The following is a 17,063-nucleotide window of genomic DNA, read 5'->3' as shown; positions in this document are numbered from 1 at the left end:
CTCAGTACGCCTTGCTGATGTCCGACTTGGCGTTGGACTCGGTGTACTCGGTGTCCTTGATGACGATGTCCTGCGCGACTTCCTCGCCCTTGGTGAAGCTGTCGAGGGTCTGGAAGGCGAGTGGCCCGAAGCGCGGGTTGGACTCGACGACGCCGCTGATCCAGCCGTCCACGATGCCCTGGACGGCGTTGCGCGTGCCGTCGATCGTGACGATCTTGACGTCGCCCGGCTTCTTGCCCGCGCCCTTGAGGGCGTTGACGGCGCCGAGGCCCATCTCGTCGTTCTCGGCGTAGATGCCCTTGATGCCGGGCTTGGACTGGATGAGGTTCTCCGTGACCGACTGGCCCTTCTCGCGGGCGAACTCACCGGTCTGCTGGAACACCACCTTGAGCCCGGGCGCCTCCGCCTTGATCTGGTCCACGAAGCCCTTGGTGCGTTCCGTGGTGACGTTGTTGCCCGCCGCGCCGAGCAGGATGGCGATCTCGCCCTTGCCGCCGGTCGCCTCGATCATCTGGTCGGCGGCCCGCTTGCCCTGCTCCACGAAGTCGGAGCCGATGAAGCTCACGTAGTCCTTGCAGGGCTCCGCGTTGATCTTGCGGTCCACCGTGACGATCGGGATGTGCTTGGCCGCCGCCGTGCGCAGCACGGGCTCCCAGCCGTCAGAGTTGAGCGGGGCGATGACCAGCACGTCGGCGCCCTTGGCGATGAGGTCCTGCACGTCGCTGATCTGCTTGGAGAACTGCGACTGGGCGTTGGCGGTGAGGAGCTTGACGCCGCGCTTCTTCGCCTCCGCCTCGATCGAGGCGGTCTCGGCGATCCGGAAGGGGTTGGCCTCCTTCTCGGACTGGGAGAAGCCGACGGTGGCGTTCTTCAGGTCGAGCTTCTCGCCCCCGTACGTCTCCAGGGTGCAGGCGGGCCCGGAGCCGGCACTCGGGGAGGCGACCTCCTGGCCGGCGTCGGCCTGCTGTTCGGTGGCCTTGTCGTCGGAGGAGTCCTCGGACTTGGTGCATCCGGTCAGGGCCAGGCTCGTGAGGAGGCCGGTGGCGAGAAGGGCGCGTGCGGTGATGCGGCGAGGAGGAGCGATCGGCTTCATGGAGGTCCCCAAACAGCGCGGCCCCGGAGCTGAGAGCGCTCCTGGGGTAGTTCGGCACATGACGGTCAACACGGCGTGCACGTCGTTCAGGGGAGGTTTTTACATCGTTGGAGAGACCGTGTAAACCCCTCCGTCCGAAATCTCGACCCGCCGCTTCGGCCCGTCGTCAGCGGCGACCCAGGGTGCTCTCCCGCTCCACCAGGCGATATTCCGCCGTGAGTTCCCGTCCGCCGGGTTCCTGGCGGCCCGACAGACTGCGCAGCAGGGAGGCCACCGCGAGGCGCGCGATCGCCTGTTTGTCCGGCGCGATGGTGGTCAGTGAGACGGCTCCGAAACGGCTCTCGGCGATGTCGTCGAAACCCACCACGGCGATGTCCCACGGCACCCTGAGTCCCCGCTCGTGCAGCACGCGCATGGCGCCGATCGCGATCAGGTCGTTGAAGGCGAAGACCGCGTCGGGGCGCAGGCCCGCGTCCAGCAGTCCGGCCATGGCGCGGGCGCCGTCGTCGCGGTCCCAGCCGCCGACGGGCACGATCAGCTCCTCGTCGACCGGCAGGCCCGCGGCCGCCAGCTCCGCGCGCCAGCCGTCGAGCCGCAGGTGGGCGGGACGGTTCGCGGAGTCCGTCCGGGTGCCGAGGTAGGCGATCCGGGTCCGTCCGCGGTCGAGCAGGTGGCGCACCGCCGTCCGTGCGGCGGCCACGTTGTCGATCGCGATGTGGTCGAAGGGCAGACCGTACTCCCGCTCGCCGAGGAGCACCAGGGGTACGTCGTCGGCCCGGCCCTGCAGATCCTCGGCCTCCAGCTCCAGCGGACTGAGGATCAGGCCGTCGATCACCCGGGCCCGGAAGCCCTGGCTGACCAGCAGTTCCTGCTCGCGCTCGCCCCTGGTGTGGTCGAGCAGGACCGTGAACTCGTGCTCGGCCGCCGCGTCGATCACCGCGCCGGCCAGTTCGGCGAAGTAGGGGTTCCCGAGCTCGGGGACGGCGAGCGCGATGATGCCCGTACGGCCTTTGCGCAGATGCCGTGCGGTGAGGTTCGGCCGGTAACCGAGTTCGTCGATGGCCTCCTGGACCCGTGCGCGCATCGCCGGTGTGATGTGCGGATAGTTGTTCACGACATTGGAAACGGTCTTGATCGAGACGCCGGCCCGTTCGGCCACATCCTTCAGACTGACCCGCAAGGGATCTCCTCGGCATCGACGGTGGCTCCGCACGACCGGAGCATTGTCATGGACCTGGACAGCGGCCGGGAGCCCGTGCTCTCATGCCAACTGCTGTGTGCTTCCAACGTTGTACAGACTGAAGCTCCGCGTCGCCACCCTTCCTCACCCTAGGGGCTTGTGCTGCATCTCCGTGGGTGAAGGACCGGCGTCCGGTGCTTCCCCACGGCAAGAAGGGCGTGGGGACCCCTGCACAGGCCCTCCAGGAGGATTCGTGCGCATCAGACCACTCAGAGACCGACTCGCCCTGTTAGTCGCGGCGGTGCTGGGCGCCGCGGGACTGGCCGCCGCGCCCGCCGCCACGGCCCTGGACGATCCCCCTGAGGTCCACGGCCTCAAGGGTGAGTACTACACCCAGTCCGCCCCCGGCGCCTTCGACTTCCACGAGCTCAAGGCCACCGCCTTCGACGCGAAGCTCGACTTCGACACCCTGGAGCCGCGCCTGCGCTCCGCGACCGGCAGGTCGGACGACGTCAGCGTCCGCTGGACCGGCCGGATCGTGCCGGAGAAGACCGGCCCCACCACCTTCTCGGTCACCGGGGACAACGGCTTCCGGCTCTGGGTGGACGGAAAGCTCGCCATCGACCACTGGGTCGACGACTGGGACCGCGAACAGAGCGCCGAACCCCTGGAGTTGACCGCCGGGCAGGCGTACGACATCAAGGTCGAGTACTTCGAGCACTGGGGTGGCTCCAACCTCCACGTGCGCTGGACACCGCCTGGCGGCACCAAGACCGCCATCCCGCAGTCGGCGTTCCTGCTGCCCGCGGGCTACGACTACGACGGCGCGATCGCCACCACGGTCCTGCGGGACGGCCGCACCCTGCGCCTCGACTTCGCCCAGCAGCTCAAGGCGCCCCCGGCCGGCCTCCTCGACCACCTGGACGCGGTGATCGGCGGGGCGACCTGGCCGCTCGGGCGGGTGAAGCTCGATCCGGCCGACTCCAGGTCCCTGCTGATCGCGCTCAGGGAACCCGTGGTCGGCAACAAGACCGGCACCGCGCGCGGCACCGCCGATGTGCGCTACGACGGGTCCGGAGGTCTCTCCGGCAAGGACGGCAACGTTGTCAAGTCCTTCTGGAGCAGCGGCACCAACACGTCGACCCACCAGCTGCGCACCCGCTGGGCCGAGGACGTCACCCCGTCCGACGCGCACCGCGAGTACCCGCGGCCCCAGCTCACCCGCGACGACTGGAAGAACCTCAACGGCAGCTGGCAGTTCGCGGCCGCCGAGGAGGGGGAGCAGCCCCCGGTCGGCCGGAAACTCGCCGAGAGGATCCTCGTCCCGTACCCCGTCGAGTCCCAGCTGTCGGGCATCGAGCGGCACGAGGACCGGATGTGGTACCGGCGCACCTTCACCGTGCCCGAGGACTGGAAGATCGGCTCGAAGCAGCGCCTGCGGCTCAACTTCGGCGCGGTCGACTGGCGTTCCGAGGTCTACGTCAACGGCACGAAGGTCACCGAACACCAGGGCGGCTACGACAAGTTCAGCGCCGACGTCACCGACGCGCTGAAGCCCGGCCGCACCCAGGAGCTGATCGTCGGCGTCTACGACCCGACGGACGCGGCGGACGGCGAGAACCCGCCGCTGGGCAAGCAGCGCCTCGACCCGAGCGGCATCTGGTACACCCCGTCCTCCGGCATCTGGCAGACCGTGTGGATGGAGCCCGTCGCCGCCGACCACGTCGACTCGCTCGCCCTCACGCCGGACGTCGACGCGGGCACGCTGACCCTCGCGCCGAAGGGCGTGCGGGACGGGGTGCCGGTCACCGCGACCGCGTACGAGGGCAAGCGCAAGGTGGCCACCGTCTCCGGCCGCACGGGCAGCCCGCTCACCCTCAGGATCCGCGACGCACGCCTGTGGTCGCCGGACGACCCGTTCCTCTACGACCTGAAGGTCACCGTCGGCAAGGACCGCGTCGAGAGCTACTTCGGCATGCGGTCCATCGAGGTGGAGAACGTCGGGGGCACCCCGCGCACCGTCCTCAACGGCGAGCCGGTCTTCATGATGGCCACCCTCGACCAGGGCTTCTGGCCCGACGGCCTGCACACCGCCCCGAGCGACAAGGCGCTCGCGTACGACCTGAGGATGCACAAGGCGATGGGCTTCAACTCGGTCCGCAAACACATCAAGGTCGAGCCCGACCGGTGGTTCTACTGGGCCGACAGGCTCGGCCTGCTCGTGTGGCAGGACATGCCGGCCATGACGGCGGGCGTGAACCCCTCCGCCGCCGCCCGCGCCACCTACGAGCGCGAGATGAAGGAGATGATCGACGAACACATCAGCAGCCCCTCGATCATCATGTGGGTCACCTTCAACGAAGGGTGGGGCCAGTACGACGTGGGCCGCATCGCCGAGCAGGCCAAGGCATGGGACCCGACACGGCTGGTCAACAACCAGTCGGGCCTCAACCTCGGAGCCGACGGCGGCACCGGCGACATCATGGACGAGCACGGCTACCCGAGCCCCGCACTGCCACCTCACCCGGACGGCAGACGGGCCCTGGTCATGGGTGAGTACGGCGGCCTCGGCCTGGCCGTGCCCGGGCACGCCTGGTCGGTCCAGCAGTCCTACGTCGACGTCGACCCGGCCACGTACACCGACGACTACCTCACCAAGCTCGACGAGGTGCGCGCGCTGGCCTGCAAGGGCGGCAACGGCGCGGTGTACACCCAGATCGCGGACGTCGAGGGCGAGCTCAACGGGCTGCTCACGTACGACCGCGCGGTCGTCAAACCCGATGTCCAGCGGGTCAGGGCGGCGCACGAGGCCCTGATCGACGACGTGTCCCGGGCGACCCCCGTGGGCTGCGTCTGACACCGGCCCCGTACGACACCTGGGCCGCCGGCGCGACGCCTCCCCGCCGCGCGCCGGGCGGCCCAGGTGTGCCCCACCGCCCTCCCTCCGCTGCGGATGCCGAAGCGGGCGGGAGGGGTCAGGCTGGAGGTGCAGGGGCCGACCGTCGTCACGGTGCCCCGTGCCCGTCCCCCACCTCTGCTCACTGCCGGACGGGCCCGGCCCTCACCGCCCGGGCCGCCGTCACGGCGGCCCGGGCGGTGGCGCGCGAGGAGGGGTCGTGAACAGTGCCGCGTCCGACCCGTTCGTGCACGTCAGAGGCGCCAGTGAGCAGAACAGGTGGCGACCTCGCGGCGCAGCGTCACGGCGCCGTACCCGCCCTGCTGCCTGCCGCGACCTGAGCGGACGGCGACGCGCCCGGAGCCCGCGCGGCAGGGAGCTTCGAGGTCAGCCCGTCGCCCAGCCCGTGTAGAAGAGGCCCACACCGACGATCACGCAGATGCCCTGGATCGTCCAGAAGCGCACCACGACCAGGACCTCGGACCAGCCCTTGAGCTCGAAGTGGTGCTGCAGCGGGGCCATCCTGAAGACCCGCTTGCCGGTCAGCTTGAACGAGCCGACCTGGATGACCACGGACAGGGTGATCAGGACGAACAGGCCGCCCAGCAGGGCGAGCAGGAGCTGGGTGCGCGAACAGATGGCCAGGCCCGCCAGGGCGCCGCCGAGTGCGAGGGACCCGGTGTCACCCATGAAGATCTTGGCGGGTGAGGTGTTCCACCAGAGGAACCCGATGCAGGACCCCATGAGGGCGGACGCCACGACGGCGAGGTCGAGCGGATCACGTACCTCGATGCACGAACCCGGGTCGGTGAGGTTCATCGCGTTGGCGCACGAGTTCTGGAACTGCCACAGGCCGATGAAGGTGTAGCCGCCGAGGACCATGGCCGAGGCGCCGGTCGCCAGTCCGTCCAGACCGTCGGTCAGGTTCACGCCGTTGGACATGGCCAGGATCATGAACAGGGCCCACACGACGAACAGCACCGGCCCGATGGTCCAGCCGAAGTCGGTGAGGAACGACAGCTTCAGGGACGCCGGTGTCTGACCGCGGTCGTCCGCGAAGCGGATGGCCAGTACCGCGAACAGGCTGCCGACGACCAGTTGGCCGGCCATCTTCGCGCCGGCCCGCAGTCCCAGCGAACGCCGTTTGACGATCTTGATGTAGTCGTCGAGGAAGCCGACGGCGCCCATGCCCGCCATCAGGAACAGCACCAGGACACCGGGGAACGTCGGGCTCTCACCGGTGATGACCTTGGTCAGGACGTACGCGGTGAGGGTGGCCAGGATGAAGGCGATGCCGCCCATGGTGGGTGTGCCGCGCTTGCCGTGGTGGCCGCGGGGGCCGTCGTCACGGATGAACTGGCCGTAGCCCTTGCGGGCCAGCAGCTTGATCAGCAGTGGTGTGCCGCCGAGAGTCAGGAACAGGCCCATGGCCCCGGCAAACAGGATCTGGTTCATCGGACGGCGGTTTTCCCCTCAGCTGCGGTCCCGTGCGCGACCGCTGCCGCGGTGTGGGCGGCAGTCGCAGCCCACACCCTATGCATAAGTCCGATCTTCCTACGCCGCTGGGTAGTTGACCCGGGAGGGCAGTGCCGAGGACCGCCCGGACGCCCCGGCTACCCGGCGGTCGAGTACGTGATGTGCGGCGCGAGCGCGTCGAGGAAGTCGGGGGCGTCGAACGCCGCGCCCGCGAACAGGACACCGACCCCGCTCGCCCGCCCGTCGAGGATCCGGTCGACGGCCTCCACGACCAGTGGCGCGGTGACGGCGTAGATGTCCTGCCCCCGCGCGGTGGCGCGGCGTTCGACGGCGCCGGAGCGCACGACGACATCGACGAGGAAGGTCTGCGCGGACCGCCCGCGCTCGTCGACCGCGGTGGGCGCCGGGGTGTCCGCGGTGGCGAGGTCACTCGCCGCCCCGGCGTCCATGTAGGTGCGCACCTCGGGGATGGACAGGTGACTGGGGACGGTGACGACATCGGCCATCGTGAACTCCCCGATGACGGCCCGGGTGCCCAGCGGGTCGGGGAAGTGCCAGGTGAGGGTGGGCAGTTCGTCCCGGTGGTACTCCAGCCGGCCGTTCCTGAGGCGGACGCGCCGGCCGTCGCGCCGTGCGTGGGAGACACTCCCCGCGGTGCGCGTCCCGGCGGTGGGGTGCCAACTGCTCAGCCCGTAGGCGATGTGTGCTTCGTCGGCCGCGGTCCGGTCACCCATGGCCGCGGTGACCAGCAGGTCGCCCAGGCCGCCGTAGAAGGCCATCGCGGGGACGACCACCGTGCCCGCGGCCCGCGCACGGTCCGCGAAGTGCGCGAGGGTGTCGGCGTTGGCCTCGATCTCGGCGGCCACGTCGACATACGGGATCCCGGCACGCAGGGCGGCCTCGATGACGGGGGCGGCCGTCGTGGCGAAGGGGCCGGCGCAGTTGACGACCGCCGCCGCGCCGGCCAGGGCGCGGTCCAGTGCGGCCGGGTCGTCGACCGACGCGGGCCTGACGTCGAGGCCGGGCCTGGCGGCCGCCAGGCCCCGCAGTCTGCCTTCGTCGCGGCCGCAGAGCACCGGGACCGCCCCGCGTGCCAGCAGCTCCGCCACCACGAACCGCCCGGTGTGCCCGTACGCGCCGTACACCGCCACCGTGTGACCCGGTCTCATGCATGCTCCCCGTGCTCCGACGACCACGTGCCCGTGATCCATTGCGGTCATCGTGCCGCGGCCGGCCGGCCGACCGTGAGTGTCCGGAACGCCATGCCACGTACAATTACGGACATGGGGTCCGTCGCGGTGGTCGCCACCGAGGGAATGCTGCACTTCGAACTGTCGGTGGCCTGCGAGGTGTTCGGCAACGCGCCGCAGGGGGCGCGGGCCGGCTGGTACGACCTGGAGATCTGCGGGTCCGCCGCCGTGCGGGTGGGACGGTTCCTGCTGGAGCCGGACCGCGGGCTCGACCGGCTGCCGCACGCCGACACGGTGGTCGTCCCCGCCTGGGCCGACGTCGACGTGGCCCCTCCCGACGACCTGGTCGACGCGGTGCGGGCCGCACACGAGGCAGGGGCGCGGGTGGCGTCCCTGTGCACGGGCGCGTTCGTGCTGGCCGCCGCCGGCCTGCTGGACGGCAGACGCGCCACCACGCACTGGGCGCACACCGGGGTGCTCGCCGCCCGCCATCCCCGCGTGGAGGTCGATCCGGACGTGCTGTACGTGGACGACGGCAGCGTGCTCACCTCCGCCGGCAAGGCCGCCGCACTCGACCTGTGCCTCCACCTCGTCCGCCTCGACCACGGCTCGTCGGTCGCCAACGCCGCCGCCCGCCGCCTGGTCGTACCGCCCCACCGGGCGGGCGGCCAGGCCCAGTTCGTCACCGCCCCGGTGCCGGCCCGGGACGACCACCCGGTCGCCGCACTGCTGCCCTGGGTGATGGAACGCCTCGACCGGCCACTGACCGTGGAGGACCTGGCACGCCAGGCGCAGGTGAGCTCACGCACCCTCGGACGCCACTTCAGGGCGGCCACCGGCACCACCCCACTGCAATGGCTGCTGGCCCAGCGCATCCGCCGCGCCCAGGAGTTGCTGGAGACCACCGACAGCGGCGTCGACGCCATCGCGCAGGCCGCCGGCATGGGTACCGCCACGACGCTGCGCCGTCACTTCAACCACACGCTGGGCGTGCCGCCGGACGCCTACCGCCGCACCTTCCGCGCCACCCCGCGCCCCGCCCCGTGACCGGCGTCCGGTCCGCGGCGCCCTGCGGCGCCGCGGACCTCGTACGGCGGGTCGGTCAGCTGCCCGGGACGGTGTCCTGGAAGGTGGTGCCCGCGCTGCGGTACGCGTTCAGCCTGGCGGTCACCTGGGCCGGCGTGAGGACCTGGTCCTTGACGTGCAGGACGTAGTCGACCTGCTGGTCGTAGGCCCGCGCGGTGGTGCTGGTCTGGCCCGCGAGGTCGATCAGCCACTGGTTGAAGTTGATCGACATCGGCCGTTCCGGCAGGTAGGCGGCGTCATGGGTGCCGAAGTGCTGTCCGTCGACGTAGTACCTGATGGTGCTGTTGTCGATGGTCAGCACCAGGTCGTGCCAGCCGCTGTAGCTCTGCCGGACCTCGCTGTGCTGGTTGACCGCGACCCACGGGTCGGCCTGGTAGGTCTCCCACGACGTCGTGTAGAGGATGTTGGCCGGCTCGCCCCAGCCGCCGTTGGGCAGGTACTCGAAGTCGTACTCGGCGTAGTCGTCCGCCATCGGCGCCTTGAGGTCGTTGATGGTGAAGAACGTCTGGACGAGGCGGTCGCCGTCGGGGCCGTACTTGGGCGCGTCACTGAACCTGACCCGCGCCGCGTACGTGCCGTTCTTGAACTTCATCGCCCTGGTGAGGATCTCGGTCTGCTTGGTGCTCGCCGCGGTGCCGGCGGTGGAGGTCTCCAGGTTCATGATGGAGTTGCCGCCGGTGCTGGCGAAGGTGACCTTCTCGGGTGCCCAGGTGGCGCCCGGCACGCCGGGACCGCCGGAGTTGGACCGCACGTTCCAGCCGTTCGCCGAGATCCTCGGGTCCGTGTGGCCGCTGTAGTTGAAGTCGTCGAACAGCGTGGCGGCGTCCGCCGGCGGGTCGGTCGGCGGGTCCGTCGGCCCGTTGCCTCCCGGGGCCTGGCCCCACAGGGTGGCACCGGCCAGGTGCGCCGTGACCTTGGACCAGTCGCCGTACGACGTCTGGGCGGCGCCGAAGGAGTAGTCGTCGCTCTGGTTCAGCGACGCCCAGTTCGCCTGGTGGAAGCGCAGTTGCAGGTCGCCGGTGTCGGCGCCGGGCGCGAGCGAACCGGCGCCGGAGGTGAAGCCGATCTCCAGGTAGCGGTCGGCCGTGGCGGTGGGGGTGGCGAGCGTGCCGAAGGTGCCCGTGACGTTGGCGCAGCCCTTGACGGCCCAGGAGCAGGCGAAGCGGTAGTTCGCGCCCGCCGAGTCCGCCTTGAAGTAGTAGCGGACCTTGACCCCGCTCAACTGCACGGCGGCGCCACCGGTGTTCTTCACCTTGAACCAGGGTTCGGCCTGGTCGGCACCGGCTCCGCTGGCGCTCGTACGGTACTGGACGCTCAGTCCGTCGGCGGCCGCGCTCGCGGTGCCCGGGAGAGCGGTGAGTGCGGCGGCGCCCATGGCCACCGCGACGGCGGTGTGTGCGGTGGCGCGCAGCCGGTTCTTGGCGAGTCTCATGAATGTTCCTTCCGGAGTGGGGGGGACGGACGGGTCAGAGGTGGCGGGGGACGCCGAGCGCGTCGAGCCGGGCGGTGTGCCCGTCGAGGCGGGTGCGGAAGTCGGTCCAGTCGGTCGTGCCGCTCCAGCCGCGTTCGGCGAGGGCGCACAGCCGCGGGTAGGTGAGGTACTCGATGTGGGCGGGCGTGGTGACGAACTCGGTCCACAGCTGGGCCTGGGTGCCCAGGACGCGCCCGGCCGTCTCGTCGTCCGCCTTCTCGGGCACGGGGTCGTGGGCGTGGACGGCGCGCAGGCCGACGACGGCGCCGGGCTGGGCGGGCGGCTCGTGCGGGCCGTCGCTTCGGGCGTAGTCGAGATAGGTGGCCCGGTGGTGGGCGTTGATCACGGGGTGTCCGCGACGGGCCGCCGTCAGGGTGTGGGCCGGGTCGCGCCAGGTCATCACGGTGAAGTCGGTGGGCAGTTCCGCGCCGGTCTCGGCCCAGCCGACCGGGCGGCGGCCGTGCCGGACGAGGTGGTCGCCGACCTTGCCGAGGAACCAGCCGTGCAGCGCCTCGGGGCCCGGCAGGCCCTCCGCGGCCGCCCGTTCACGAGCGGCGGCGCTGTGCGTCCACTCGGTGGTGGGGCACTCCTCGCCGCCGACGTGGATGTACGGCGACGGGAAGACGTCCATGACCTCGTCGAGGACGGTGCGGCAGAAGTCGAGGACCTCGTCGTGGACGCCGAGGACGGTGTCGCACACTCCCCAGCGCGTCCAGACGTCGAGGGTGCGTTCCGGGTGGTTGCCCAGGGAGGGACAGGCGGCGAGGGCGGCGCGTACGTGCCCGGGCATCTCGATCTCCGGCATCACGGTGACCCCGCGGTCGGCCGCGTACCGGACCAGGCCGGCGAGTTCGCTCCGCGTGTACGAGCCACCGTGCGGAATGCCGTCGTACGCGCCGCTGCCGTCCGGGCCCCGCTGGGACTCGGCGCGGTGGCCGCCGACCTCGGTGAGCTCGGGGTGGGCGGCCACCGGCATGCGCCAGCCCTGGTCGTCCGTGAGGTGCAGGTGGAACACGCTGATCTTGTGCAGGGCGAGGAGGTCGACGTACCGGCGCAGGTAGGAGACGGGCTGGAAGTGGCGGGCCACATCGAGCATGGCGCCGCGCCAGGGGTGGCGTGGCACGTCGGTGATCTCGGCGCACGGCAGCAGCCACGGTGTGCCGCGCTGCGCGGTGGGCGACAGGGCCTGGGCGGGCAGGAGCTGGCGGATCGACTGGACACCGTGCAGCAGGCCGGTGCGGTGGGCGGCGCGCAGCAGCACGCGGTCCGGGCCGATGACGAGTACGTATCCCTCGTCGCCCAGGTCGCCGCCGAGCCCCGGGTCGAGGGCGAGGGCGAACCGTCCGTCCGGGGACGCCGGCAGGGGCAGCCCGGTGGCGGGGGCCAGCAGCACGCGGAGCAGTTCCGCGGCCGGTCCGGCGCCTTCGCCGATGTGCAGCGTGGTGCCGGCGTCGAGCGTGAAGTGTCCCGGCCGGAGCACGGCCTCGGTGGGGCGGGGGACGAGGGTGAGTACGGATGGCTGTGCGGGCACGGATCGCCTCCGGAACTGCGGTCGCGGGGGAGTACGTGGGGGGTGCGGGCGGTGCGCGAGGAGTCAGCCCTTGACCGCGCCGGCGGCGAAGCCCGAGGTGACGTGGCGTTGGAGCAGCAGGAACACCACGAGGGCGGGGGCGGCGAAGAGGGCCGAGGCGGCCATGGTGGCGCCCCAGTCGGTGCCGAAGACGTTCTGGAAGGAGGACAGCCACACGGGCAGGGTGCGGTTGTCCTGCTGTTTGATGATGAGGAAGTTGGCGTAGGCGAACTCGTTCCAGGCGGTGATGTAGCCGAACAGCGAGGTGGCCATGAGGCCCGGTGCCAGCAGCGGGAACGCGATGTGCCGGAACGCGCCGAGCCGGGTGCAGCCGTCGACCTGGGCGGACTCCTCCAGTTCCGGCGGGATGGTGCCGATGAAGCCGCGCAGGACGATGACGGTGAAGGGCAGCGTCATCATGAAGTAGACGAGGGTCAGGGTCGGCAGCCGGTCGAGCATGTCGGTGTCCCGGGAGATGATGTAGACCGGGATGATCAGCGACTCCCAGGGCGCCATCTGGGCGATGAAGACCATGAGCATGAACTGCCGGCGGCCCCGCCACCTCATCCGGGCCACCGCGTAGGCGGCGCCGAGCGCGATGACGAGGGAGAGCAGTACGGCGCTCAGGGTGACGAGGACGCTGTTGCGCCAGAACAGTCCGAAGCCGTCGGCGCCCACGGCGGTACGGAAGTGGTCGAGCGTCCAGGTGTCCGGGAGGAGACCGGGGTCGTCGGACTGGATGTCACGGGTCGGGGTGAACGCGGTGGCGGCCATCCAGTAGACCGGGAACAGGCACAGCACGACCGTGACGAAGGCGGCGGCGTTCAGCGGTATGCGGCGGATGCGGGGCCGGGTCGTGCTCATGCGAGCTCGTCCTCCTGGCGGAACATCTGGCGGAAGTAGAGGACCAGCACGCCGGACATCAGCACGACGGTGACCATGGAGGCCGCCGATCCGAGGTCGTAGCGCTGGCTCGACAGGGCGGTCTGCACCGCGTACACGGGCAGGATGGTGGTCGCGTCGCCCGGCCCGCCGTTGGTCATCACCCAGATCTGGACGAACGCCTTGAACGTCCAGATCACCTCGAGCGACAGCACCAGCAGGAAGATCGGCCGGATCACGGGGAAGGTGAGGGACCGGAAGATGCGCGGGCCCGACGCCCCGTCGAGCCGCGCCGCCTCGTACAGCTCGGTGGGGACGGTGGTGAGGGCCGAGTAGAGGGTGATCGCTGCGAACGGCACGGACTGCCACACGACGAGAGCGATCAGGATGGCGAAGGCGGCCGGTCCGTGCGCGAACCAGGCGTAGCGCTCGAAGGACGAGAACCCCAGGTCGGTGAGGACCGCGTTGACGATGCCGAACTCCGAGTGGAACAGCCACTGGAAGACGGTGGTCGCCGCGATGACCGGCATGGCCCAGGTGAGCACGAGCGCGCTGAGGACCGCGGTCCGGCCGAACCGGCCGAGCCGCTCGACCATCAGCGCGACCAGGGTGGAGAGCGTCATGATCAGTACGACGTTGACCGCCATGAAGAGGAACGTGCGGCGCACGACCTCCCAGAAGCGGTCGTCGCCGAGGAGCGTCCGGTAGTTCTCGAAGCCGACGAACCGTGCGTCGCCCAGGATGAGCTGGCGCAGACCGAAGTCCTGCAGCGAGATGACCACGGCTCGGCCCAGGGGGTAGACGAGCAGGTAGAGCGTGCCGAGGACGGCGGGCGCGATCAGGACGTACGGCCAGACCCCGCGGCGGCCGTCCCCGGACGCGCGCCGCGGTCCAGAGGTGGCCGGGCGCCGGGTTCGCGGGGTTCGCCGGGCGCTCGGTGCGGGGCGGTGTGGGCTCTGCTCTCGGACGTCCGTCACGGCACTCTCCCTCCGGTGGGTGGGGACGGTGTGCGGCGGACGGTTCAGGAGCCGGTGTTCATGGCCTCGGTGATGGCCTCCGAGGCCGTGCGGGCCTCCTTCCGCATGTCGCCCCCGGTGAGCACGGCGGTCAGGTAGTCCTTGATCGGGTTCTTGGCCTCGACGGCGGCCCAGCCGGGCGTGTTGGGTGTGGCGTGGCCCTCGGCGGCGCCCACCGCCATGGCCGAGGCGCCGGGGTCGGAGGCGACCGCGCCGGCCAGGGTGGTCTTGTTCGGGACGTAGCTCATGGCGACGGCGAGCTTCTTCTGCCAGGTGTCGCCGGTGAGTTCCTTGATGAAGGTGTAGGCCGCGTCCTGCTTGGCGGAGGCCGTGGGGATGACCAGGTCGGAGCCGCCGGTGAAGACCGCGCCGGGGGCGTCGGCGGTCTTGCCCGGGATCGGGAAGAACCCGAGCTTGCCCTTCAGCGCGGGGTTGTTCTCGATGACCGTGCCGGCGCCGCCGGGGGACGAGATGATCTGTGCGACGTTCCCCTTGGCCATGACGTCCGCCTGCGGGGGACTGGCCTCGTCGGAGTCCTTCGGGCCCCTGCCGAGGGCCTGGAGCTTCCGGTAGAACTCCATGCCGCGCAGCGCCTGCGGGGTGTCGAGGCTGCCCTTCCACTTCCCTCCGGACTCGGTGGCGAGGTCGCCGCCCTCGTCCCAGACGAAGCCCGCGAGGGTGTACCAGTTCTGGCCGGGCAGGTAGATGCCCTGCGTACCGCCCGTGTCGAGCTTCCTGGTGGCGGCGATCCACTGGTCGCGGGTCTTCAGGGCGGCCGGGTCGATGCCCGCCTTCTCGAAGAGGTCGGTGCGGTGGATGACGACCCGGTTGGCCGCGTAGTACGGGATGCCGTACTGCTTTCCCTCGTAGGCGCCCGGCTCGGCGAGGCCCTTGAGCCAGTCCTTGCCGCCGAGTTCGCCGACCTTGTCGCTGAGGTCGAGCAGGCCCCCGCTCTGTGCGAACTGGGCGACCTGGGTGTTGCCGGTCTCGATGACGTCCGGCGCGTCGGTGCCGGCGAGGGCCGCCGTCACCTTCTCACCGATGCCGTCCCACTCCTGGATCTGCACCTTGACGTCGATGTCGGGGTGCGCGGCCTCGAAGGCTCCGACGAAGTCCTTCTGGAACTGCTGCGAGACGCTGTCGCGCATCAGCCAGACGTCGATCGTGGTGCTCCCGTCCGACGTGTCGGAGGAACTGCTGCAGGCACTCAGCCCGGCGGTCACGACAAGTGCGGACACACCGGCGAACAAGCGGAGCTTCACGGTTCACCTCTGGAGGACAGGAGCCGACCACCTGACCAGTGAAGCCCACTGGACAGCTCACCTCTCGATGCGGGGATGAAACTGGCATAGACCAATCGGGGACGTCAACCCCCTTGGCGGCAACGGGTTTTGGCGCCTCGATGAGCCAAGACGCGGACGATCACCGCCAGGAAGCGGTTACACTTCGCCCCGACCAGGAGCGTGGCAGCACGTAACCACTGGTCAACTGGTAAAGGGGAAGTCGTGCATGAGGGGGCACAGCATGAAGGACGTCGCACCGGGGGCGGTGCTCAAGCGGGAGCGGGTGCGCGACTTCATCCTCGACCTCGTCGAGTCGCGCAGCCCGGGCGACGCGATCCCCTCCGAACGCTCCCTGTGCGCCCGGCTGGAGGTGTCCCGCCCGACCCTGCGCGCCGCCGTCGACGAACTCGTCGCCGCGGGGCTGCTGGTGCGGGAACACGGCCGCGGCATGTTCGTGGCACCGGAGAAGATCACCCAGGAACTCGTGTCCGGACAGCAGGCCATGACGGCGCCGCAGGCGTCCGGGACCTGGTCGAGCCGCCTGCTGGAGTTCACCACCTTCGCGGCCGGCGCGCGCGTGGGCCGCAAACTGCGCATGTCACCCGCCGCCGACATCGTGTACGTGGCCCGGCTGCGCCTGGTCGACGGCGCCCCGATGGCCATCGAGCACCTGCACATCAGGGCGGACCTGGTCCCCACCCTGTCCGCCGGGGAACTGGAGGCCGGCGACCTGTACGAGCACCTGCGTGAGCAGCACGGCGTGCACGTCCAGGAGGCCGTCCAGGCGATCGAGCCGACCGTCGTCACGCGGGCCGAGGCCGAACTGCTCGACGTCCCCGAACTGTCGCCGGCCCTGCTCTTCGAGCGGCTCACCTCGGACACCACCGGGCAGCCCGTCGAGTACGTGCACTCGATCTACCGCGGGGACCGCTACCGCATCGTCTCCCGGCTCACCCTCGACCCGTCCGCGGCGGCCCCGCCGGCCCGGCTCGGACATCACCCCGGCATCCCCCCGGGCGACTTCGCCCACCGCGAGACCATCGCGTCCTCCACGCGGGGGGACATCCAGTCGGCTCCGTGACGGCCCCTGGCCGGCGGTGCCTTGGGTGCCTTGGGGCATGTGTGGCCCGAGCGAGGCGGGGTTCTGGTGATTCGTGTGGGTCCCGGACTATGTGGTGTGGCTTGCGGGAGGCACACTGCATACAGGCAATCTCACGATCACAAGGAACAGGCATGATCACGCTCACGAAGGAAGACGGCCCGGCGGATCTCGACGGAGTGACCCATCTGTCGATCGGGGTGTCCTGGGACCCGACCGTCGGCGCCAGCGGCGGACTGATCGGCAAGCTGCGCCAGAAGACGGGCACGGACCTCGACCTGATCGCCATCGCGATGCAGGGCTCGGACCCGGTGCGCCTGGCGGGTCTCGACTCGCTGGACCCGCTGGGCAACGGCTCGTTGGTGCACACCGGCGACAACCAGACCGGCAAGGGCGCCGGTGACGACGAGACGGTGACCGTCGAGTTCGCCCGCGTCCCGCAGAACATCACCGCGATCGTCTTCGTCGCCGCGGCCTACAAGAAGAGCAGCTCCTTCCAGAAGGCGCGCAACATCAGCTTCAAGGTGTACGACGCCAGCGGGGGCAGCACGCAGCAGGTCGCGGACATCTGGCCGAGCCTGCTCAGCAACGACAACGGCTGCGCCGTGGCCAAGGCGATCCGGGTCGGCGGGGCCTGGAAGCTGCAGGTCATCAATGAGACCGGCAAGATCAAGCAGGGCGACGAGCAGGCCCTGATGCGCTTCGCCGCGAGCAAGTAGGACACGCGGGGACGCGGGGGGGGGGGGGGGGGGGCCGCCGCCCCCCCCCCCCCCCCCCCCCCCCCCCCCCCCCCGCCGGGGGGGGGCGCGCCCCGCGGCGGG

The 17,063-nt window shown here is 70.7% G+C and carries 13 protein-coding genes; 4 read left to right on the top strand and 9 right to left on the bottom strand.

Translation table 11 applies throughout. The features are described 5' to 3' along the window. Position 1 precedes the first annotated feature (1 nt). Together ACFYXC_RS15660 and ACFYXC_RS15655 are read right to left on the bottom strand one after the other, a co-directional pair. Positions 2–1,093, bottom strand: a complete 1,092-nt coding sequence (locus tag ACFYXC_RS15660) for an ABC transporter substrate-binding protein (protein WP_388906686.1) — start codon at positions 1,091–1,093, stop codon at positions 2–4. A 166-nt stretch (positions 1,094–1,259) separates the two neighbouring features. Further along, positions 1,260–2,273, bottom strand: coding sequence for a LacI family DNA-binding transcriptional regulator (locus ACFYXC_RS15655; protein WP_388906688.1), 1,014 nt, complete (start codon positions 2,271–2,273; stop codon positions 1,260–1,262). A gap of 253 nt (positions 2,274–2,526) precedes the next feature. Here ACFYXC_RS15655 and ACFYXC_RS15650 point away from each other — a divergent pair, with 253 nt between their 5' ends. Then, positions 2,527–5,130, top strand: a complete 2,604-nt coding sequence (locus ACFYXC_RS15650) for a PA14 domain-containing protein (protein WP_389551534.1) — start codon at positions 2,527–2,529, stop codon at positions 5,128–5,130. A gap of 426 nt (positions 5,131–5,556) precedes the next feature. Here the strand turns inward: ACFYXC_RS15650 and mraY are convergent, their stop codons facing one another. Both mraY and ACFYXC_RS15640 read right to left on the bottom strand, forming a co-directional pair. After that, positions 5,557–6,624, bottom strand: coding sequence for a phospho-N-acetylmuramoyl-pentapeptide-transferase (mraY, locus tag ACFYXC_RS15645; protein ID WP_388906694.1), 1,068 nt, complete (start codon positions 6,622–6,624; stop codon positions 5,557–5,559). 158 nt (positions 6,625–6,782) lie between these two features. Next, the gene (locus ACFYXC_RS15640; protein ID WP_389551530.1) at positions 6,783–7,814 is read right to left on the bottom strand and encodes a saccharopine dehydrogenase family protein; all 1,032 of its coding nucleotides are present in this window, start codon (positions 7,812–7,814) and stop codon (positions 6,783–6,785) included. A 114-nt stretch (positions 7,815–7,928) separates the two neighbouring features. Here ACFYXC_RS15640 and ACFYXC_RS15635 point away from each other — a divergent pair, with 114 nt between their 5' ends. Beyond that, complete coding sequence (locus tag ACFYXC_RS15635) at positions 7,929–8,882, top strand: helix-turn-helix domain-containing protein (RefSeq protein ID WP_389551527.1); 954 nt, start codon at positions 7,929–7,931, stop codon at positions 8,880–8,882. Positions 8,883–8,937: 55 nt separating this feature from the next. Here ACFYXC_RS15635 and ACFYXC_RS15630 read toward each other — a convergent pair whose 3' ends face one another. From ACFYXC_RS15630 to ACFYXC_RS15610, 5 genes are all read right to left on the bottom strand, one after another. Next, a complete protein-coding gene (locus tag ACFYXC_RS15630; RefSeq protein WP_389551524.1) occupies positions 8,938–10,353 on the bottom strand; it encodes a cellulose binding domain-containing protein in 1,416 nt (471 codons plus the stop codon). A 34-nt stretch (positions 10,354–10,387) separates the two neighbouring features. Continuing rightward, positions 10,388–11,923 carry a beta-N-acetylhexosaminidase gene (locus tag ACFYXC_RS15625; RefSeq protein ID WP_389551521.1) on the bottom strand — a complete coding sequence of 512 codons (1,536 nt, stop codon included), beginning with the start codon at positions 11,921–11,923 and terminating at the stop codon, positions 10,388–10,390. Positions 11,924–11,986: 63 nt separating this feature from the next. Continuing rightward, positions 11,987–12,826 carry a carbohydrate ABC transporter permease gene (locus ACFYXC_RS15620; RefSeq protein WP_389551519.1) on the bottom strand — a complete coding sequence of 280 codons (840 nt, stop codon included), beginning with the start codon at positions 12,824–12,826 and terminating at the stop codon, positions 11,987–11,989. Then, positions 12,823–13,821: a carbohydrate ABC transporter permease gene (locus ACFYXC_RS15615; RefSeq protein ID WP_389551516.1), complete on the bottom strand. Its 999-nt coding sequence runs from the start codon at positions 13,819–13,821 to the stop codon at positions 12,823–12,825. Before ACFYXC_RS15615 ends, ACFYXC_RS15620 begins: the two co-directional genes overlap by 4 nt. A gap of 44 nt (positions 13,822–13,865) precedes the next feature. After that, the gene (locus ACFYXC_RS15610; RefSeq protein ID WP_388906707.1) at positions 13,866–15,122 is read right to left on the bottom strand and encodes an extracellular solute-binding protein; all 1,257 of its coding nucleotides are present in this window, start codon (positions 15,120–15,122) and stop codon (positions 13,866–13,868) included. A 262-nt stretch (positions 15,123–15,384) separates the two neighbouring features. On the opposite strand from ACFYXC_RS15610, the gene ACFYXC_RS15605 reads away from it, so the two are divergent. Together ACFYXC_RS15605 and ACFYXC_RS15600 are read left to right on the top strand one after the other, a co-directional pair. Next, a complete protein-coding gene (locus ACFYXC_RS15605) occupies positions 15,385–16,224 on the top strand; it encodes a GntR family transcriptional regulator (RefSeq protein ID WP_388906709.1) in 840 nt (279 codons plus the stop codon). 152 nt (positions 16,225–16,376) lie between these two features. Then, the gene (locus ACFYXC_RS15600; RefSeq protein ID WP_388906711.1) at positions 16,377–16,961 is read left to right on the top strand and encodes a TerD family protein; all 585 of its coding nucleotides are present in this window, start codon (positions 16,377–16,379) and stop codon (positions 16,959–16,961) included. Positions 16,962–17,063 lie beyond the last annotated feature (102 nt).

It is taken from the genome of Streptomyces sp. NPDC002701 (assembly GCF_042889045.1).
Taxonomy (GTDB): domain Bacteria; phylum Actinomycetota; class Actinomycetes; order Streptomycetales; family Streptomycetaceae; genus Streptomyces.
This window is presented reverse-complemented; position numbering and strand designations above follow the sequence as displayed.